The sequence below is a fragment of the Mycobacterium sp. AMU20-3851 genome (assembly GCF_043974665.1).
Classification (GTDB): Bacteria; Actinomycetota; Actinomycetes; order Mycobacteriales; family Mycobacteriaceae; genus Mycobacterium.
On sequence record NZ_CP146371.1, the window covers coordinates 2,586,775 to 2,607,618 of the forward strand.

Sequence of the window (20,844 nt, forward strand, 5' to 3'; positions counted from 1 at the left end):
GAACATGAGGTTGCAAGGAAAGCGCACGTTCATCACAGGAGCCGCCTCAGGCATCGGGGCGGCCACGAAGTCGCTGTTCGAGGCCGAAGGCGCTCAGGTTGTCGGCGTCGACATCACGGCCGCCGACGACCTGCTCACCTGCGATGTCAGCGACGCAGATTCCGTTCGCGCGGCGGTCAACGAGGCCGTTGCCAGACTTGGAGGTCTCGACGTCGTTGTGAATGTCGCCGGCGTCGGCGGCATGGCCGCATTCGGTGACATGTCGCTGGAGACTTGGGACGGGATCCTCGGTGTCAATGTCACCGGCCCGATGCTGATCACCCAAGCCGCTCTGCCACATCTGCGGCAGAGCAAGGGCAATGTCGTGAGCGTTGCCTCCATCTCCGGGCTACAAGGGCAGCCCTACATGTCGGCCTACTGCGCATCGAAGGCGGCGCTGCTGCAGTTGATGAAGTCGCTGGCAGTCGAACTGGCGCCCGATCACATTCGGGTCAACAGTGTCTGCCCTGGCGGAGTTGGTCAGCTGCCAGATATGGCCGGCGCTGAGCGGATGGTCCCACCCGGTGTGGACCCGATGGTCTTCACCCGACTCAACCCGGTGCTACCGGGAGTCATCGAACCGAAAGACATTGCTGATGCGCTGGCCTATCTCGCTTCCGACGCGGCCAGGTCGATCACCGGCGCCACGCTGACAGTCGACCGCGGAACTCTTTGGTAGATGCTCGATTCTGACGCCACAGTCGCAGCGCCTGCACCGGGGCGGCTCGATCGACAATTGATCCTCGGCATTCTGGCTGGGCAGTTCGGTACGGCGATCAACACGGTTTCGCTTGTACTGGTCGCTTTCCCGATGGCTGCCGCGGAATTATCTCCTTCGTCGAAGGAATGGTCACTGGGCATGCTCACGGGTGTACACGCGCTCGTATTGATGGTCGTGGCCCCGTTGTGCGGAATGCTCAGCGATCGTTGTACCTGTTCGTTCGGTATGCGGCGCCCATTCATTCTGATCGGCTCCGCACTTGCCTGCGTGTCGATGTTCGTGATGGGCTCGTCATCAGGTCTGGCGGCATTGCAACTCGGTAATGTGCTGCACGCAGTAGGAACCGGCATTTTCGTCGGTGGGTTCGCGGCCGTGGTACCGGACCAGGTACCGCACCCCGTCCGCGCCCGCATACTTGGCGGGATCGCCGCGATGACAATCCTTGCCGGTGCCTTGTCCGCGATCGTGCTGCCGTCGTTGATGAATCACCAACTCCTGATGTTCGCACTGCCCGGTGTGGCCGGCTTCGCGTGTTCGGTTGTCTTGATAGCACTGCTGCGCGACCGGCGTCAGAGTGCAGCCGACGTAGCCACGGGTGGTCCGCTGTGGGCCGGACTCGGCGAACAGGTCCGTATCCGGCCGTGGGCAGTGCCGGATTTCAGTTGGGCGTGGAGCGCCAAATTCCTGATGACGATGGCTGGCGCGTTCACCACGACCTATGGCATCTACTTTCTGACCGATCAACTCGGTGTTGGCGACCATGAACTCCCCGGATTCGTCACGGCCACCGGCCTGGTCGGACTTGCCACCGCGGTGATCGGCGCATTGATCGGTTCGTGGGCAAGTGACCGATTCGGCATTCGCAAGAAGCTGGTGTTCTACAGTTCGCTCGTCGTCGCGGCGGGGGCGGTGATCATTTCGCTGGCGCCCGGCGTCGGTGTGTACTTCCTCGGCATGGCGGTCACCGGCCTGGCGACCGGAATCCTCATGCCCGTCGACGGCGCTCTGGTCATCGATGTCTTACCCGGGGAGGGAACCGAATCCGGTAAGTACATGGCGCTCTCCGGCTTGGCAGATTCGATTCCGCGATCGGTCGGGCCGATGTTGGCACCGATGGTGGTGGCCGTGGGCGGACTGACGCCGCTGGGCGGGTACCCGGTGCTGTACCTGGCTGGGGCCGCGCTGGCGATCGTGGGCGGGCTGCTTGTTCGACGAATCAACGGCAGCTGCTGATCGTCTGGAACGGCCTCAGGACTGTTTGGCATCTTCAGCGACATCGAACGAGCACGACGCACTCGACGCGAGAGCTGAAATCGAGGCAGTGTCCCGGCCAACGGGCAACCGGCCCGGGACACGACACCACCTTCGGCAAGATCGATTTGGTCCCCGGTGTTCAGGCACCAGGACCGTTCAATGAATGGAGCAGGGAATGGCAACAGACATCGCAAATCTGGTAGACGAGAGAAACATTGAGCGCGCGCTGATCCTGTTTGCGCGCGCCATGGACAATCGTGACTGGGACGGTATGGCACAGATTCTGGCAGCCGACGCGGCCGGCGACTTCGGGACCGGAGCGGTGCAGGGCAGCGAGGCCATCATCGGGCTCATCCGCGGATTCCTCGACAACTGCGGTGTCACCCAGCACCTACTCGGCAATGTGCTCGTCGACGTCGACGGCGACCGGGCGGTCAGTAGGGCCTACGTGCAGGACCTGCACCTGTCGCGCAACGATCCCGACCTCACGTTCTACACCCTGGGTGACTACCAGGATCGGTGGGAGCGCCGGGACGGACGGTGGGTACTGGTCGAACGGATCAAGGACAACCGGGGCACCGTCGGCACACTCGACGTTTTTGCCGGCTGATCGCAGCAGTAATCGAAGGGATGAACATGGCGCGTAAGAGGGTATTTCTGACCGGTGCCGCAGGTAACTGGGGACGGTTCGTACTGGACGAGTTCCGCACCCGTGCAGACCGGTTCGAGGTCATCGCCTTGGTCCTACCGACGCCCAACGACACCGCTGCGATCCGGCAGTACGAAGACATGTCGAATCTGCAGGTTCGCTTCGGTGATCTCACCGACTACGATGCGGTCGCGGAATGCGTGGCTGGAGCAGACTACGTTGCCCATCTGGGCGGCATCGTCTCACCCGTCGGGGACGACAACCCCGAGCTGGCACTCCGAGTCAATGCGGGCAGCATGCGCAACATCGTGCGAGCCGTTCAGGCACAGCCCGACCCGTCAGCCATCGGAGTCATTGGTATCGGCACCATCGCGCAGTTCGGGGATCGCAACCCACCGCACCACTGGGGCCGTATCGGTGACCCCATGCGCCCGGCTCATTTCGACGGTTACGCCCAGAGCAAGATCGTTGCTGAGAAGACCTTGGTCGAATCGGGTTTACCCAAATGGGTCTCGCTGCGCCAGACCGGAATCTTCCACCCGGGCATGTTGGAGATTCGTGATCCGATCATGACCCACTCTCCATTCGAGGGAGTCATGGAGTGGGCTTCGGCCGATGATTCGGCGCGACTGATCGCCAATATCTGCGAGGACCAGATGCCATCGGAATTCTGGTGCGACGCCTACAACATCGGCGGTGGTGAGGCATGGCGCCTGACGAACTGGGAGCTGCAGACACGCATGACAGCCGCCTTCGGAGTAAGCGACGTACGGAAATGGTACGAACGTAACTGGTTCGCCACCAGGAATTTCCACGGTCAGTGGTATACCGATTCCGACGATCTGGAAAAGCTCGTTCCGTTCCGCGGCGATTCCTTCGACGCTGCGTTGACGCGGGCCGTGGCAGCCAACCCGTCGCTGAAGATGGCAGGCAGGATGCCGGCCTGGGTGGTCAAGAACCTGTTCATGAAGCCGCTGACCCTCAAGCCGCGTGGGACGATGGCGTACATTCGCGACAACGACGTCGAAAAGATCAACGCCTACTTCGGATCTCGTCGTAAATGGGAACAGATCGGCGGGTGGGACACGTTCTGGCCGCCACATCCCGACCCCGTGCCGTCCCTGCTGGAGCACGGTTACGACGAAACCAAGGATTCGGCTACCTGGAACCGCGCCGACTATGCCGACGCTGCAGATTTCCGTGGCGGCCAACTGCTTTCCGAGGACGTCACAACCGGCGCCATTGCCACGCCCCTGACGTGGAAGTGTGCGGATGGCCACGAGTTCGAGGCGAGCCCCCGTCTGGTGCTGCGCTGCGGGCACTGGTGTCCGGAATGTGTCCGTGATACCGCCGGGTACGCCCGACAATCAGAGCGCAACCAATTTCTGGCTCAATTCGCGACACAGTCCAAGTAGTTCAGAACAAGCGGATGGAAGGGCACTGAATTGGAGTTCTCCGGAGACTATGAACCCAGCCCCTGGGGCTGGGTGCGTAACCACACCGAGAAGGTCATCGAGTCGGGCACCACTGCAGGCATCGAGATGGATGGTCGTCCGATCGTTCTGCTGACCACCGTTGGTGCCAAGACCGGCAAACTGCGCAAGACCCCGCTCATGCGCGTCGAGCATGACGGCCAGTATGCGATCGTTGCGTCGGTGGGCGGAGCGCCCAAGCACCCGGTGTGGTTTCAAAATGTGAAAGCCCACCCACGAGTTGCGCTGCAGGACGGTGAGACCGTCAGGGAATACGAGGCGCGTGAGATCGACGGCGATGAGAAAGCCCTGTGGTGGCAACGCGCCGTCGAGGCCTATCCGGACTACGCCGACTACCAGCTCAAAACTGATCGCTCGATTCCGGTCTTTGTGTTGAGTCCCGCCGAGTGATCTGAGCACAATCCCCGCATGCGACTTCCAGGTGCATGCGGATTCGGCTACCGCGGCTATTTGCCGGAACCACCCAACCCAGTGCACAGTCGGAGTGCGGGATCATGTCTTTCCGATGGACTCGATTGCCAGGACCTGGGCGTTGACGCAGGCTTCGGTGGTAGCCGGCCAGCGCATGACGTAACCAAGACCGTAGTCCGGTGATGACGGGTGCTGGGGCGATACTCAGCAGATCCGCGAGGGCATTTCGTACCTGCTGCCGGAGACGCATCCACTTCGGGGACCGGACACCCGCACGATCCAGCCCACGATCGCATCTCCATCAACCGCCGTGCTTGGCCGACTGCGGACACCCCAGCCCCTTGTGCGCACGACGCGATGTTGCCACCAATAATTCCAGCACCTAGTGCCTACAACCATCCAAAACTGTCATCCCCAGAGACACAAGCCATGGAGTAGCGATGGGATGGCCAGCTTGGTCTCGTCATGGTGGCAAGGCTGCCTGGGGCTTCATCGACATCTCTGTGGTGAGTTCCGCCATCTTGTGAATCCGCGTGATGTGACACGCCATTGTTGAACCGCAGGCTAGAACCGCGGATACGCTTGGATAAACGGAAATGCCCGCCGATGGCTGCGAACTCATGGTCGGCCGCTCGACGGTTAACGGACAGCCCGCCTTTGGGGTGAGGCCAACATAACGAAAGGGTGCCTGCGACGACTCGTCGCAGGCACCCATTCGGATCAGCTGAGGCGACTACACACCCATGAAGTTCCCCGGCGAAGCCCAACGCGAGGCGTCGTAGCCGGCCTCCCGTTCCGCCAGCTGCTCGGCCCGCTGTTCCGGGGTGAGGAAGACGGTCCCTTCCGGCAGCAGGGCCTCGAGCTCATCGAGACCGACGACCTGCTGGCTGACGATTCGGGGGCCGTTGGCCGCATCGGTGATCTGCTGGAAACGAATCTGTATGGTGCCCTGTTGGACGGTAGTTTCCTCCGTCACGCCGTCCCCGTCGAGGTCGACCATCACGGTGCCGGTCGAAATCCAGTTGGCGACGCGCGGATCAGAAGGCGACAGCACCACTGTGTATGTGCCGTCGGCGTTGGCGATCGCCTGCGTGTTGTTCAGGGTCGTCTGCTGTCCCGCATAGTTGTTCGTCGTCTCCCAGTCATTGCTGACCGGAATCACCCAGTAGTCGGCGCTGCCCGCATCGATGGTGAGGACCAACGCCTGATCATCACGTAGCTGGAAGTAGCCGTAGCTCGGCCATTGCGTCACCAAGGTCTGGTCGCCGAACGGTGCGGGCTGGCCAAAGACGTTCGGATCGCGAAGCGGAGAATCGGGGTCGAAGGCATTCAGCCGCGTCGCAGCGCGCATATACACATTGAAGCCCGGCGACGCGGCCAGAAGCTGAGCAACGGCCTTCTCGGCAAGCTGCTCATTGGTCAGCGGCGTGACTATCGCACCACCGACGCGCTCGACGGTCAGGCTCATCGGCAGCTCGGTATTCCAGTCGGACAGCGTGTCGCGGATCAGGAAGTTCGTTGCGCCTTCGGCGATCTGGATGTGGTTGGGATCGTCACTGGCAGCCGCGCTGACAGTGATGACAAAGGTGCCGTCCTCATTGACGACGATGTCCTTCTGCGCCAGGTTGGCCAATGTCTGGCCGCGGACGTTGAGCAGACTGAAGTTGGTATCGGAAGGCTTGGTGCCGAAGAACTGACCACGAATGACATAGGAGGAGTTGATCTCCACCGGGATCGTCCGGTAAATGCCGTCGGGATTGTCGTAAATTACCCGTGAACCCGGGATGTCTTGACCAAACCAGGTGTGCGGTGCAACGTCGTAGGTCAGCACCTTCGGATTCAGCGGGTCCGAGTTCTGCGCGTTCAGTGCACCGGCGTAGAAGTACTCGTAGACCGCCTGGTCGAGCAACGCCATATTGACTGCGTCGACGCCGCCCGCCTTACTCATTCCGTCCTGGGCAGCGGCCAGCCACTGTGCCCGGACGGTCGCCATCGCAGCCTTCATCTGCGTCGTTTCCATGATTTCCTTCGCACGGACTTCCATCGCGATCTGATCGGGAGTACCGAGGGGGCTGGTCGGCAGCACGGTGATCTGGATGGTCTTGGTGGCGGTGTGTCCGAAGTTGGGAGAGAACAGCTTCAGCAAGTTTATGTGAGCGGGGTTACCGACGCTGTCGCCAACCTTCACCTGGAACGTGTCTACGAATCCCTTTGCGGCGTTCAGTGGGTTCGGCACGTAGGTGAAGGTTCCATTGGGGTTGATCGTGACAGTGCCCCCGCTGGGCAGCTTTGTCACCTTCACCGTCATCTTGTCGCCGTCGGCGTCGTGGAGGCCGAGATCTCCGACGACGATCCCGTTGAACAATTGAGTGTTCGGGTTGAATCCCGAGATGTTGGTCGAGGGCTGGTAGTTGATGGTGGGTGAGGCGTTGAAGAAGGTGTATTCCAGCTGGCGGCGAACCCAGCCCAGCAGTGCCCACACGGTGGGAGTGGCGGGTGGGGCGACAGGGCTGTTCATGGACTTGGTCAATCCGGTAATCCAGTTCGATACACCCGAAAGCACAGCTTGGAGCGGGCCGGCGGCTGCCGGCACGGCCGTGACGGCAGCTGCGGCGGGCGCAGCCGCTGAAACGGCCGCCGGCGTCGGTGCAGCCGCTACCGAGTTTTCGACAATAACGGTCTGCTCGGCCAGCGATGCGGGCGCGGTGGCGACACGAGCGGTCATGACCCTGGTCCGGGGCTTCGCAGCGGCTACCGGCGCGCTGTCGTCTACCGGAGCTGAGTTCGCCTCGCCGCCATAACCGCGGTCAGGTGTGTCGGAGGACTTCGGTGTGGTTTTGGGAATCACAACGGGATGCGGTTGCGCTGGATCGGTATCGGGATCAACATCGCCGATCGCGGTCGGAGGATCCGGAAGTTCGGAGTCCTCGGGTCCGGTCCCATCGACCTCAGTGATGTCTTCGATGTCGCGGCCAGGCTGTGTCGAATCGTCATGTTCTACCTGGGATGCCTCGGCGTCACCGTCGGCTTCTTCGTCTTCGTCGACCGTGTCAGCCGACACACCTTCCGATGTTGTTGAGCTCGGAGCCGTCGCGGTCCGCGCCTTGCGCGGCGTGTTCGTCGTGTTCGTCGTGCTTTCTGCGGCCGAGGGCCTCGGGCTCTTAGCCTGCCCGGCTGAACTGGTGCTCGAAGAGGGGGTAGAGGATGAACCGGTCGTGTCGGCGACGGCGACACCAGTGTTATTGGTGATCGCGATGCCGATGCCTGGAGCGACGGCCAGCGCACCGACCCGTCCGACGTGGCGTGCGTAGTCCGCCCGTTCCACTGCTTTATTAACGCCGGAAGAAGTGCCGTTGAGAGTCATCGAAATCCTTAGATGCGCTCGGTCCTAAGACTGCGGGCCAGTGACGGAGGCAACTATGTAGCAGTTGCGGTGAGTAACGTCATGTGCATCCCATTGAGCGGCCACATCTGAGGGTTGTGCCGGCGCCGAAAGAGAATGTAACTCAGGAACATCGGTACCAGAGCGAGATATCCGATCACGGCCACCGATGCTGCCGCGGTACGCCGCACAATTCCACGGTTACCGGCGATTCAAGCGCCGCTCTGCGTGAGGAAGGCCAGCACTGTCCGCTCGAAGGCCGCCTTCGCCTCGATCATCACCCAGTGCCCGCAGTTCGGGAAGACATGCAGCTCGGCATTGGGGATGGTGCGCATCGGGATGAGCGCCATGTCCAACGGACTCACCCGGTCGTCACGACCCCACGTCAGCAGCGTGGGCGCAGCGACCTTGTGCATGGTCGCCCAGGGAAGCGGGAAGGCGGCGTTGCGCATCATTTCCATCATCGCCGCGAACGCCGCCTTGCCATACATGCGTCGGGCCGCAGCGAGCGTTTCCGAGTCGGTGGCCAGCTCCCAGCGCTCGGCGATCAGTTCCTCGGTCACCAACGATTCGCTGTAGACCATCGAGCGTAACCAATCGATGAGCCGCTGTCGGGTGGGTTCCTCGGTGAAGTCCTGCAGCAGCCGGATCCCTTCACTCGGGCCGGGACTGAAGATGTTGGTGCCGATGCCGCCGATGGTGACCAGCTTGCCGATCCGCTCGGGATGGTTGGTCGCGAAGTTGATGCCGACACCGCCGCCCATCGAATTGCCGATCACGTCGACCTTGTCCAGGCCGAGCGCATCTACGAACTGCGCGGCGGCTCCCTGCGCGTCCAGCATTGGGTGGCCGCCGAAGTCGTCGCTGACTCCGAATCCGGGAAACTCCAGCACCAAACAGCGGAAATGCTGGGCGAACACGTCGAGGTTGCCGCGATAGTTGCGCCAGCCCGTGACTCCGGGCCCGGATCCGTGCAGCAGCAATAGCGGGGGACCGTCGCCGGCCTCGTGATAACGCAGGATCCCTGACGCAGTGCGGACTTCACGCTTGGACTGTTGGTAATCGACTGCCATCGGTCCATTTCACCTCATCGGGGCCGGGCTGGGTGTCACCATGCCGAAGAGCGGGATTTCTCGACGACGGCGCCCGTTCGAGACAGATGTGTGAGCCGTGAATGGTCCGGTGAGTGGACGTACTGGTTCACGGAGTTGCATCCTGCCGCACAATCGGTGCCGACGTCGGGCGGATTGCGCACGGGTCAGGCGGCATGGCGTAGCCGGATACCCGGTGACGATTCGTAGCAGATTTCGACGGACTAGGTTCAGTCCGGCTGAGTTTCGAGTTTCACGGACGAAGTTAGGGAGCCGTTCATGGCCGATAAGTTGTCGGTTGCGATTGTCGGGTCGGGAAATATCAGTACCGATCTGTTGTACAAGTTGCTGCGCTCGGACTGGTTGGAGCCGCGCTGGATGATCGGTATCGATCCGGAGTCCGAGGGGTTGGCGCGGGCCCGTAAGTTGGGGTTGCAGACCAGTCATGAGGGGGTGGACTGGCTGTTGAATCAGGCCGAGAAGCCTGATCTGGTGTTCGAGGCGACCAGCGCCTATGTGCATCGCGATGCTGCGCCGCGGTATGAGGCGGCCGGGATCACCGCGATCGATCTGACTCCGGCGGCGGTGGGGCCGGGGGTGATTCCGCCGGCGAACTTGCGGGCGCATCTGGATGCGCCGAATGTCAACATGGTGACCTGCGGGGGGCAGGCGACGATCCCGATGGTTTACGCGGTGTCGCGGGTGGTCGATGTGCCCTATGCCGAGATCGTGGCGTCGGTGTCGTCGGCTTCGGCGGGCCCGGGTACGCGGGCGAACATCGATGAGTTCACCAAGACCACGAGCGCGGGGGTGCAGCACATCGGTGGGGCGCGCAGTGGTAAGGCGATCATCATCTTGAATCCGGCGGATCCGCCGATGATCATGCGCGACACCATCTTCTGCGCGATTCCCGAGGATGCCGATCACGCGGCGATCACCGCGTCGATCAAGGAGGTGGTGGCCGAGGTGCAGACTTATGTTCCGGGCTACCGGTTGCTCAATGAGCCGCAGTTCGACGAGCCGTCGGTGGTCAACGGTGGCCAGCATGTGGTGACCACGTTCGTTGAGGTGGAGGGTGCCGGTGATTACCTTCCGCCCTACGCTGGAAATCTGGACATCATGACCGCCGCGGCGACGAAGGTCGGCGAGGAGATCGCCAAGGAACGAATTTCGGCAGGAGCTCAGGCATGAGTGGCATCGATGAGATCTTCTTCAACCCCATCTGGGATGTCCGGATGACCGACACGTCGCTGCGCGACGGGTCTCATCACAAGCGGCATCAGTTCACCAAGGACGAGGTGGCCTCGATCGTGGCCGCGCTGGACACCGCTGGTGTGCCGGTTATCGAGGTCACCCATGGTGACGGGCTGGGCGGTTCGTCGTTCAACTACGGGTTCTCCAAAACCCCTGAGCAGGAACTGATCAAGCTTGCGGCCGAGACCGCGAAAGAGGCCAAGATCGCCTTTTTGATGCTGCCCGGTGTGGGTACCAAGGAGGACATCAAGGAGGCGCAGAACAACGGTGGCGAGATCTGCCGGATCGCCACCCACTGCACCGAGGCCGATGTGTCGATCCAGCATTTCGGGTTGGCCCGCGAACTCGGGTTGGAGACCGTCGGGTTTTTGATGATGAGCCACACCATCTCCCCGGAGAAATTGGCGGCCCAGGCCCGGATCATGGCCGATGCCGGTTGCCAGTGCGTCTATGTGGTGGACTCGGCCGGCGCGCTGGTGCTGGACGGGGTGGCCGACCGGGTGGCGGCGCTGGTGGCCGAGCTCGGTGACGATGCGCAGGTGGGTTTCCACGGGCACGAGAACCTCGGCCTCGGTGTGGCGAACTCGATCGAGGCGGTCCGCGCCGGGGCCAAGCAGATCGATGGGTCGTGTCGCCGGTTCGGTGCCGGTGCGGGCAACGCTCCGGTCGAGGCGCTGATCGGGGTGTTCGACAAGATCGGTGTGAAGACCGGTATCGACTTCTTCGACATCGCCGATGCCGCCGAAGAGGTCGTCGCCCCGGCGATGCCGGCCGAGTGCCTGCTGGACCGCAATGCGCTGATCATGGGGTATTCCGGGGTGTACTCCAGCTTCCTCAAGCACGCCATCCGCCAGTCCGAGCGCTACGGTGTGCCGGCGCATCAGCTGCTGCACCGGGCGGGTCAGCGCAAGCTGATCGGCGGCCAGGAAGACCAGCTGATCGACATCGCACTGGAGATCAAACGCAAACAGGGACAACAGACCACATGAGAGAGCGATTCGGCCCGGGGTGCCGGGCCGAATCGCATCTTCACGATCTCGCCAGACCGATCGTCACGACGCTGTATTCCAATCTGTCGTGAAGCTCGTCGAGGCTGAGTCTGCGCTGAACGAGCGCCGGCATGTTGACCGTCCAGATGTCCGTGATCAGTTCGCTGACGTCGCTCTTGTCGACCTGGCCATCGCAGATGGCTTGCGCGAAAAGTGAATTCAATCTCTCCCGTACAACATCCGAGTCCGCGTACATCGTATTTGTGAGCAAGTACGCACGCACGAAGGCGCCCTCAAACAGTGGGTGGTCACCGAGGCCAAGCGCGATCCGCTTCGATACGTGCCGCATTCGTCTGATCGGATCGGTGATGCCGATCAATTCCGCACGGACGACGGGTTCGAGCTCGGTCAGCCAGAATTCCAGACAAGCCACCAGAAGGCTGTTCTTGGAGGTGAAATGGCGATACAGCGTGCCAGGTGAAACCTGCGCTGCGTGCGCCACCTCCCTGACTTGAAAACTGTCATATGCCACGTGACTCATCCTCATCGTGGTAGCCATGATCCGGGCCGCGGTGACCGGTCGCGTTTCGACGACCGCAACGATTGATGGCGGGATCGTTGGGAGATTGCCGGCCGCGGCGATACCGGGTGGCAACGCTGAACGCGTCGGAGATCTGTGCATTGGCTGCCGGAGCATCGTCTCTCCTTATGGCTGTCTTCGCCACAGCGCTGCAGGCCGTGTTGCTCCCGATGCAGATTGGGCTTGACGGCCATGTACCGATATTCGTTGAGCGCACCATAATTCGGATAGCTGGTCCTCCGCGCACCGTATCTCGGTGAATGGAAGGGAACCTGTGACTGTGCTGGCCGACGGGACGGAAGGTTCCCGTCACACACCGCCTTCGTGCAGACATCATCCCGTTCGGCGAGACAACATCACCACCCGCGGTCGGGTTGGCGGCAGGATGTCGCCAGTCGCTCACGATACGAGGAGAATCCATGCCGGACGCATCGGTGACCGATCCCGTCCTGTTGCGACGCGTCGCGCTGTCCAGCCTGTTGGGTACCGCGATCGAGTACTACGACTTCCTGGTGTACGGCACCATGAGCGCGCTGGTGTTCGGGCTGGTGTTCTTCCCCGAATCCAGTCCGGCGGCCGCCACCATCGCCGCCTTCGGCACGCTGGCAGCCGGCTACCTCGCCCGTCCGGTCGGCGGAATCCTGTTCGGGCACTTCGGTGATCGGCTTGGACGCAAGTCCATGCTGGTGTTGACGATGGTGCTGATGGGCTCGGCCAGTTTTCTCATCGGTCTGCTCCCGACCTTCGCGGCCATCGGTGTCGCCGCGCCGATCCTGCTGGTGCTGCTGCGGGTGATCCAGGGTGTCGCGATCGGAGGGGAGTGGGGCGGGGCGACGCTGATGGTGACCGAACATGCCGAGGCCGACCGCCGCGGATTCTGGAACGGCCTGATGCAGATGGGATCACCTATCGGCTCGCTGCTCTCGGTGGCCGTCGTCACCCTGGTCACGCTGCTACCGGACGAGTCATTGTTGTCCTGGGGGTGGCGGATCCCGTTCCTGATCAGCCTGGTGCTGCTGGGTATCGGCATCTACGTGCGGCTCTCGATCACCGAGAGTCCGGTCTTCGAGGCCGCGGCCCGGCGAGCGGAGACCACACGGGCCCGCCTGCCGTTCCTGCAGGTCCTCCGCAAACCGCGGACGTTGATCCTGGCGTGCGCAGTCGGCATCGGGCCGTTCGCCCTGACGGCGCTCATCAGTACGTACATGATCAGTTACGCCACCGCCATCGGTTATCACCGGACCGACGTGATGACCGCACTGATCTTCACCTCGCTCACCGGACTGGTGACCATCCCATTCTTCTCGGCGCTGTCGGACCGCGTCGGCCGCCGAATGGTCATGCTCGCCGGTGCGGTCGGCATCGTCGCGTATGCGTGGCCGTTCTATGCGTTGGTGGACCTGCGTTCGCAGACATACCTGATTGTCGCGATGATGATGGCGCAGGCCATCCAGTCGATGATGTACGCCCCGCTCGGAGCGTTGTTCTCCGAGATGTTCGGGACAGCGGTGCGCTACACCGGCGCCTCGATGGGCTATCAGCTCGCGGCACTGCTGGGCGCCGGTTTCACGCCGCTGATCGCCAGTAGCCTGCACGCCGATGGTGTGTCGCGGACTCCGCTGGTGGTACTGGCCGCGGGATGTGGGTTGGTCACGTTCCTGGCGGTCTGGCGGATCAGCGAGACGCGCGGGACCGACCTCGCCGCGGTGTGAGCACCGGTTACCCCGCGGCCGTGGCCTGCCAGTCCCGGGCCGCGAGCAGTTCGGGAATCAGTGTCTCGGTGAGCAGGCGTATGTCGTCGGTGTCGTCACCCGGGTAGCGCAGGGTGGCAGTCGCGGTGGGCACCTCGCCGCCGACACCGACCACCGTGGTGCTGCGCGGTCCGGTCCATTCGGCCATTTGCGCTTCCCATGCCGAACCGGCGAAGACCAGCATCCGCAGATCGCTGTTCTTGGTGCGGTACACGTCGACGTGGCTCCAGTCGCCGCTCTCGCAGCCGATGGCCGACCGGCGCGGGCCCTCACGGAACATCAACGCGCCCTGCTGAGCGGAGGACCACCGATGCGCGGGGGCCACCAGATGTGTCTCGTCGGGACCCAGCAGAAGATCGGAAATCTCAGGGAGCCAGTCCTTCTCGGCCCTCAGCAGGTGGTCGCTGGCGCGTGCCGCAGCCGCGATCGCGGCGACCAGCGCATCGGTCGGCGCACCGGTGAGATGACATTCCAGCGCCATCATCAACGCCAAGGTGTGCTGGTAGCTGCGGCAGGCCACGCCGCCGACCTCGGGCTCGGCCAGCAGTTCGACCGTCGCATCGCAGGCCGTGGTGATCGCCGACTCGGGTGTGTTGGTCAGTGCCACCGTGTATGCCGAGTCCTCGACGCGCGCCAGGGCGTCGAGGGTCTCGATGGACCCACCGGAGGCCGAGGTGGCCACCACGAGCGTGCCCGGACCCCACTGCGGCAGCAGCCGCGAGGAGGCGATGTCGGACACCGCACAGACACCGAGGGCGCGCAGTCGTGCTGCGACGACACCGCCGGCGTACGCCGACGAACCCATGCCGAGGAAGACCACCCCGCAGGTATCCGCGGGCACCACGTCCGACCATGGATTGTGTTGCGCCAGTGCATCGGCCAAGTTCGACAGGACGTCGGGCTTACGGGCGAGATCGGAGGCGAAGCCGTCGGGGTTCATGAGCTCGTTTCGTTGATCAGGGTGGGCAGTGCCGCATCGGGGACATACATCCAGCGAGGCAGATGGCGGCCGGCGTAGACGATCTCGCGCAGCACCTGCTGCAGCCGCAGCGCCGGTAGGGCCGCGTCGGTGTGCAGGCCGGCATGGCCGGTTTGGGCGAGCCTGCGCAGGTAGCCATCCCGCAGCGCCGCCCGGGCGGCCTCATCGACCGGGACCAGGGCGACCGGGTCGAGTCCACCGCGCTTCGCCGCGACGATGGCGACGTGGGACAGCGACTGCAGGATCCCGGCCAGATCGACCGCGGCCGGCACGGGGAGCACCCGCTCGGCGGGTGCCAGCACCGGGTTGCCGTCGAAATCGGTGATGACCAGCCGGTCGCCGGTGCGCAGCACCTGACCGACGTGCAGGTCGCCGTGTGCATCGAGGACCGGGACATCGATCAGGTCGGCCAGGCTCTCCAGGGTGGCGGCGACGCGGTCGGCGTGCTCGGCGAGCAGCGTCGCGTTGGCCGGTCCGGCCAGTGCGCGCGCCTCGGCAAGGGTGGCGAACGCGTTGTCGCGCCAGCGCCGCGCGTCGGCAGGGGTGGACCGGCTGACGGTGTTCGACAGGGCGGCGTGCAGGTCGGCGACCACCTCGCCCAGGGTGCGGCAGGTCGCGACGACGCTGCCCAGGTCGCCGGTGCCCGCCGCGGCGATGAACAGGTCCTTGGCCCAGGTCCAGCCGTCCACCGCGCCCGGCAGGTAGCCGGTGACGGTCGCCGCCAGCGTCTCCGGGCCGTCGTCGGGCGCCCAGGTGACCACACCCCAGGGCGTCGGCATCGCGGCGAACCCGGCCGCGGTGAGAGTCGCCAGTCGGCGCGGGGCGGGATGCGGCCCCGGTTCGAGGTGCGTTGCCCACTTCACCACGGCCCGCTCGCCGACGATGACCGATTCATTGGTCTGGTCCACGGTGATCGGCTGTTCGATCCCCGTTCTGTACCGGTCGGTCCAGGACGTCACGGTGAACCGGCCGTGCCGCGCGTGTCCGGAAGTCTCGGCGATGAGCCGGACAAGGGCGTCGGCCGCGCCGCTGCCGGCGGTGGCTCGCCGCCAGCCGTCGCCGGCGTCGACAAGCGGGACGGCCGACAGCCTTCCATGCTCCTCGCTGACGGACAGGGCATGACGGGCCCCGAGCATCAACAGCTCGGGGGGCAGGGGTGCGGCGTCGGTGGGCACGTTCAGTCTGCGGTGTGCTGGTGTGACCGGCCGACCCGTTCGATCACGTCGGCCGCCAGGCGCAGGCCGTCGCGATCCCGAACGGCGGTCCCGATGTCGCAAACCCGTTGCCGCATATCGGTGTCGGAGAGGATTCGGTCCAGTGCCCCGGTCAGGTCATGGTCGGCGAAGTGATAGGTGTCCAGGCGCACACCGAGCTCCAGTTCGTGGATGCGCTGGGCGTTCTCGTACTGGTCCCAGAACAGCGGAAGCACGATCAGTGGCTTGCCGAAATGCAGGGCCTCGGTGGTGGTGTTGTTGCCGCCGTGCGAGATCACGGCATCGACGAGGGGGATGATCCGGGTCTGGGGCAGCATCTGTGCGCCCACCATGTTGTCGGCGAGCGTGAGCTTCTCGGCCTGCGGACCCATGCTGACGATGAACCGGTGCCGGGTGGTGCCGAGGATGTCGATCAGCCGTTGCATGAGCGCGACGTCGGCCCCGCCGAGCGAACCCAGCGACAGGTAGACCAGCGCGCTGTCGGCCGGCCGGCCGGCCATTGCGGCGGGCAGTTCGTACCGCTCGTCGGTCTCCCGGACGCTGGAGTCGATCCGGGTCCACGACGGGTCCAGCGGACGCTGATCGACGTAGTCGGCCTCGGCCGGATAGACGTAGAGGGTGGCGGCGTTGTCGCGGGGCATGAACTCCAGGTCCGGTAGCGGGGCGCCGCCCTGGGCACGCACCCAGGTGTCGAAGTCCTCCCACATCGGCCGCAGCGCACGGTCGAACTCGTCCCGGTAGGCCTGCCAGCCGGACCGGTCGGCGCTGGGCAGACCCGAGAATGGCGGGGGCACATCGGGTCCCGGCACTTCCAGTGGGCTGCATGACATGACCCGGACGAACGGCTTGCCCGCGGTGGTCAACGCGGGGAACAGCACGACGTTGTCCTCGACGATGACATCCGGCTGGTGTTCGGCGATGATCTCGCGTAGCCGCGGCTCGCAGTACTTCGCGCCGTCGATGAGTGCCTGGTAGGTCGGCTTGATGAACGACTCGAGTTGGTCGAAGGTCGACTTGGCGAACTCGGGCGCGGTCTCGGCGATGAAGTCGGTCCAGAACTGGCCCGCGTCGGCGTCTTCGTCACCCGCGGCCGGCTCCGCGAGGTCGACGAGCTCCTCGATGAATCCGAACGGCGCGATCTTGCCGGCCCAGGAGGACTCCGCGGCGAAGACGATGGTGTGCCCGCGTTCTCGGAGTTTGGCCGCCACCCCGATGCACTGATTGGTGGGTCCGTAGGCGGACTCCGGCCAGAACATGATGGTCAGTGCCCGGTTGTCGGGATCGGCCTCGGTCATCGATGTGTCCTTTCACCGTGGTCACGGCGGGGCAGGGAGTGGCCGGTTGCCACCCGCGCGTAGTCGAGGATCAGTTCGGTGGACGCGTCGGCGTCCAGGCTCGGATGACGGGCCACCATGCGGTAGCCGTAGGCGTCCTCCAACGCCACGATGTTGCGGGCGATGGTCAGCGACGGCGAGCTCAGCGTGAAGACACCTTGTGCGGCACCGGATTCCAGGATGACCTGGTACATCGCCACCTGCCGGTCGAACAGTGCGGTCAGCAGCACCGCGTAGGTGGGGTACCGTCCGGCGGCCCCGCCGAGTTCACACAGCAGTTTGACGGCGGGATCGTCGGAGTCGACCGGCAATCCCGACTCGATGGTCAGGACCAGTCGCCGGTCGGGTTCGGCGATGCCCTCGATGCGGCGCAGACGTTCGTCGTAGAACCGCTCCATGCCGGCGCGATTGGCTTCCACCAGCAGTGTCTGGACGTCGGGGAAGTGGTAGAGCACCGCGCCCGAGGTGAGGCCGGCCTCGGCCGCCACCTGATTGAGTTGGACGTCCGCGCCGTGTTTCATCACCGCCCGTTGGGCGGCGTCGAGCAGGTTCGCGCGCCGTTCGGTGCGGCTCACCGCCATCGCGTCCTCCCTCCGGGTATGTCGGGTGTCACTGTGCCAAAGATCGCGTGATACAGCCAGCAGAAATTTGAACAGTAACTCAGTTTTTACAGGCACATATGCGTTGACATGGGAACTTATGTGTTGCCTTCTTTGAAAGACGATGCAACTATCGTTCCTGTCCGCAGTCGCGGGGCGGCGGCGTGTCCACGCGTCGACCCGCCACGTCAGACCACGATGGAGCCCCACCCATGAAATCCAGCCAACGGCAGGACGAGCTGTGCGACGCCGAACCTCGCCCGGTCTGGTGGGATGGCGTGCAGATCGGCGCACGGACCGAGCCGCTGCGCGGACGGGTGAGGGCTGACCTCGTCATCGTCGGGGCCGGGTACGCCGGGTTGTGGGCGGCGATCGAGGCACTCACCGACCACCCCGGACGCAGGGTCGTCGTCCTCGAGCAGTCGTGGGTGGGGGCGGCGGCCTCGGGCCGCAACGGCGGGTTCGTCTCGGAGTCCCTCACGCACGGCATCGCCCACGGAGCCGCGATGTGGCCGGATGAACTCGACGAACTCCAGCGGCTGGGCCGTGAGAACGTCGAACAGATCGCAGAATTCTTGCAGCGCAACAACATCGATGCCGATCTACGCATGGTCGGCAAGACGACCCTGGCGCGCACGCCGCATCAGGTCGCGGCGCTGCGCAGCGCGGTGGCGAGCTATGCCCGGCATGGTGAAGACGTCGAGTTCCTCGACGGCGATCAGGTTCGCGCCGACATCCACTCCGGCGCGTTCCGAGGCGGACTGCGCATCCATGGTGGAGGTCTGGTCGATCCGATGGCACTGGTGCTCGGGATGCGGCGCGTCGCAGAGGAGATGGGCGCGCGCATCTTCGAGGAATCGGCGGCGACCAGAATCACCCGCTCGGGCGGCATGCTGACCGTGCGCAGCACGCACGGTCAGGTGGACACCACCCACGTCGTGCTCGCCTCCAATGCCTACCGGCCGTTGCTGCGGCGGCTCAGCGCGTGGATCATGCCGGTGTACGACTACGTGCTCGCGACCGCGCCACTGACTGCCGACCAGCTGGCCTCGGTGGGGTGGGCGCAGAACCAGGGCCTCACCGACGCCGGAAATCAGTTCCACTACTTCCGCAGAACCCGCGATGACCGGATCGTGTGGGGCGGATACGACGCGATCTATCACTTCGGAAACGCGGTGGCACCCGAACTGGAACTGCGGGACCGGTCGCACCGAGTGCTGGCACGGCACTTCCGGGAGACGTTCCCCCAACTGGCGGAGGTACCGTTCACCCACCGCTGGGGTGGTGTCATCGACACCACCAGCAGGTTCACCCCGATCTTCGGTACCGCGTTCGGCGGTCGGCTGGCATATGCGGTCGGATTCACCGGTCTGGGGGTGGCGTCGACGAGGTTCGGTGCTCGGGTGGCGCTCGATCTGCTGTCGGGGCGGGAGACCGAACGGACCCGGTTGAAGGCCGTCACGGGCACGGCTGTGCCTTTCCCGCCGGAACCACTGCGTTGGCCGGCGGTCGAATTGACCCGGGCGGCATTGGCCCGCGAGGACGAAACCGGGCGTCGGGGCATCCTTCTGCGCACACTCGACCGCTTCGGTGTGGGCTTCAACAGTTGAGGAGTATGGGCATGTCCGCAGGACGATTCCACCGCGGTGTTCGAGTTGCCGGTTCCGGTGTCGAGCGGATCCTGATCGATCCGGCGACCGGGACGCCGACGGCGACCATCATCGAGGCGTCTGTCGAGGAGGCCGCGCAGGCCGTCACCGCCGCGGCGGAGGCTTTCCCGGAATGGTCTCGCCGGACCGCCGGTGAGCGCGCGCGAGTGCTACTGCGCTGGGCCGACCTGATCGACGCGCACGCCGCCGAGCTGACGGCGATCGAGGTGGCCGAAACCGGTAAACCGGAGGCGGTCTTTCGTGACGGGGAGCTCCCGTTCGGCACCGACAACCTGCGCTTCTTCGCAGGAGCCGGGCGCTCGCTGGAGGAGACCGGCGCGGGCCTGCTCAGTGCGGGCTACACCTCCATGATCGTGCGCCGGCCGGTGGGACCGGTCGTCGGTATCGCACCGTGGAACTTCCCGATGATCATGGGACTGTGGAAGATCGGGCCAGCCCTGGCCGCGGGCAACACCATCGTCGTCAAGCCGGCCCCGTCGACGCCGACGAGCACGCTCTACATCGCCGAGCTGGCCATCGAGGCCGGTATCCCGCCGGGCGTGCTGGAGGTGGTGACCGGTGACCAGGCGGTGGGCGAAGCACTGGTCGCCGACGAGCGGGTGCAGCTCGTCTCGATCACCGGGTCGACCCGTGCCGGACGCCAGGTGATGTCGACCGCGTCGCTGCGGGGCGCGCGGGTGCATCTCGAACTCGGCGGCAAGGCACCGTGTCTGGTGTTCGAGGATGCCGACCTCGACGATGCGGCGCACGGTATCGCCATGGGTGCGACGTACAACTCCGGCCAGGATTGCACCGCCGCCACCCGGGTGTATGCCCACGAGGCGATCGTCGACGATCTCGTCGATCGCCTGGCCGCCGCATTCGGCGAGATCCGGGTCGGCGACCCGCGCCGGTCCTCGACCGATATCGGTCCGCTGATCAGCGTCGAACATCGCGCCCGGGTACACGGTTTCGTCGAACGCGCGGTTGCGGCGGGTGCCACCGTCCGGGCCGGCGGTGTGCTGCCCGACGGTCCCGGCGCCTATTACCCGCCCACCTTGATCACCGGTGCCGAGCAGTCCTCCGAGATCGTCCAGGACGAGGTCTTCGGCCCGGTGCTGGTGGTTCTGCCGTTCCGCGACGAGGCAGAAGCGGTCCGGCTGGCCAACGACTCCCGCTACGGGCTGGCCTCCTCGGTCTGGACCGGCGATGTGGCGCGCGCACTGCGGACAGCCCACTGCATCGAGGCCGGCGTCACGTGGGTCAACGACCACCTGCCGATCGCATCGGAGGCGCCGCACGGCGGGGTGAAGGCCAGTGGTTTCGGCAAGGACATGAGCCAGGCGGCGGTGGCCGAGTACACCGTGGCACGGCACATCATGGTCAAGCACGCAGCACGGGCCGCGCACGACTCGTTCCGACCGTCCTGAAAATTACTGTCCCGCAGCCACTTAA

General features: G+C 64.6%; 17 protein-coding genes. 10 read left to right on the forward strand and 7 right to left on the reverse strand.

Annotated elements, in window-relative coordinates:
• Positions 1-4: 4 nt before the first annotated feature.
• From V4U86_RS12370 to V4U86_RS12390, 5 genes are all read left to right on the forward strand, one after another.
• Positions 5-718, forward strand: a complete 714-nt coding sequence (locus V4U86_RS12370; RefSeq protein ID WP_395312022.1) for an SDR family NAD(P)-dependent oxidoreductase — start codon at positions 5-7, stop codon at positions 716-718.
• Complete coding sequence (locus V4U86_RS12375; protein WP_395311488.1) at positions 719-1,993, forward strand: MFS transporter; 1,275 nt, start codon at positions 719-721, stop codon at positions 1,991-1,993.
• A 196-nt stretch (positions 1,994-2,189) separates the two neighbouring features.
• Entirely contained in the window at positions 2,190-2,624 is a 435-nt protein-coding gene (locus tag V4U86_RS12380; RefSeq protein WP_395311489.1) for a nuclear transport factor 2 family protein, read from the forward strand.
• Between the two features lie 26 nt (positions 2,625-2,650).
• Positions 2,651-4,078, forward strand: a complete 1,428-nt coding sequence (locus V4U86_RS12385; protein ID WP_395311490.1) for an NAD-dependent epimerase/dehydratase family protein — start codon at positions 2,651-2,653, stop codon at positions 4,076-4,078.
• Between the two features lie 30 nt (positions 4,079-4,108).
• Positions 4,109-4,546, forward strand: coding sequence for a nitroreductase family deazaflavin-dependent oxidoreductase (locus V4U86_RS12390; protein WP_395311491.1), 438 nt, complete (start codon positions 4,109-4,111; stop codon positions 4,544-4,546).
• Between the two features lie 754 nt (positions 4,547-5,300).
• Here V4U86_RS12390 and V4U86_RS12395 read toward each other — a convergent pair.
• A complete protein-coding gene (locus V4U86_RS12395; protein WP_395311492.1) occupies positions 5,301-7,931 on the reverse strand; it encodes an Ig-like domain-containing protein in 2,631 nt (876 codons plus the stop codon).
• A 230-nt stretch (positions 7,932-8,161) separates the two neighbouring features.
• Positions 8,162-9,022: an alpha/beta fold hydrolase gene (locus V4U86_RS12400; protein WP_395311493.1), complete on the reverse strand. Its 861-nt coding sequence runs from the start codon at positions 9,020-9,022 to the stop codon at positions 8,162-8,164.
• Positions 9,023-9,319: 297 nt separating this feature from the next.
• Here V4U86_RS12400 and V4U86_RS12405 point away from each other — a divergent pair, with 297 nt between their 5' ends.
• Positions 9,320-10,231 (forward strand): acetaldehyde dehydrogenase (acetylating), encoded by a 912-nt coding sequence (locus tag V4U86_RS12405; protein ID WP_395311494.1) that lies wholly within the window; start codon positions 9,320-9,322, stop codon positions 10,229-10,231.
• On the forward strand, positions 10,228-11,283 hold the full coding sequence (gene dmpG, locus V4U86_RS12410) for a 4-hydroxy-2-oxovalerate aldolase (protein WP_395311495.1): 1,056 nt from the start codon (positions 10,228-10,230) through the stop codon (positions 11,281-11,283). Before V4U86_RS12405 ends, dmpG begins: the two co-directional genes overlap by 4 nt.
• 40 nt (positions 11,284-11,323) lie before the next feature.
• Here the strand turns inward: dmpG and V4U86_RS12415 are convergent, their stop codons facing one another.
• Positions 11,324-11,980: a TetR/AcrR family transcriptional regulator gene (locus V4U86_RS12415; RefSeq protein ID WP_395311496.1), complete on the reverse strand. Its 657-nt coding sequence runs from the start codon at positions 11,978-11,980 to the stop codon at positions 11,324-11,326.
• Positions 11,981-12,282: 302 nt separating this feature from the next.
• On the opposite strand from V4U86_RS12415, the gene V4U86_RS12420 reads away from it, so the two are divergent.
• Entirely contained in the window at positions 12,283-13,575 is a 1,293-nt protein-coding gene (locus V4U86_RS12420) for an MFS transporter (RefSeq protein ID WP_395311497.1), read from the forward strand.
• Between the two features lie 7 nt (positions 13,576-13,582).
• Here the strand turns inward: V4U86_RS12420 and V4U86_RS12425 are convergent, their stop codons facing one another.
• From V4U86_RS12425 to V4U86_RS12440, 4 genes are read right to left on the reverse strand one after another with little or no spacing between them, the layout of a single operon-like run.
• Entirely contained in the window at positions 13,583-14,554 is a 972-nt protein-coding gene (locus tag V4U86_RS12425; protein ID WP_395311498.1) for an SIS domain-containing protein, read from the reverse strand.
• Positions 14,551-15,768 carry a glucosamine kinase gene (locus tag V4U86_RS12430; protein ID WP_395311499.1) on the reverse strand — a complete coding sequence of 406 codons (1,218 nt, stop codon included), beginning with the start codon at positions 15,766-15,768 and terminating at the stop codon, positions 14,551-14,553. The genes V4U86_RS12425 and V4U86_RS12430 overlap by 4 nt, the downstream gene beginning before the upstream one ends.
• 2 nt (positions 15,769-15,770) lie before the next feature.
• Positions 15,771-17,102 carry a glycosyltransferase gene (locus V4U86_RS12435; protein ID WP_395311500.1) on the reverse strand — a complete coding sequence of 444 codons (1,332 nt, stop codon included), beginning with the start codon at positions 17,100-17,102 and terminating at the stop codon, positions 15,771-15,773.
• The gene (locus tag V4U86_RS12440) at positions 17,099-17,722 is read right to left on the reverse strand and encodes a TetR/AcrR family transcriptional regulator (protein WP_395311501.1); all 624 of its coding nucleotides are present in this window, start codon (positions 17,720-17,722) and stop codon (positions 17,099-17,101) included. The genes V4U86_RS12435 and V4U86_RS12440 overlap by 4 nt, the downstream gene beginning before the upstream one ends.
• Before the next feature lie 230 nt (positions 17,723-17,952).
• On the opposite strand from V4U86_RS12440, the gene V4U86_RS12445 reads away from it, so the two are divergent.
• A complete protein-coding gene (locus V4U86_RS12445) occupies positions 17,953-19,350 on the forward strand; it encodes an NAD(P)/FAD-dependent oxidoreductase (RefSeq protein WP_395311502.1) in 1,398 nt (465 codons plus the stop codon).
• A gap of 11 nt (positions 19,351-19,361) precedes the next feature.
• Positions 19,362-20,819: an aminobutyraldehyde dehydrogenase gene (locus V4U86_RS12450; protein WP_395311503.1), complete on the forward strand. Its 1,458-nt coding sequence runs from the start codon at positions 19,362-19,364 to the stop codon at positions 20,817-20,819.
• Positions 20,820-20,844 lie beyond the last annotated feature (25 nt).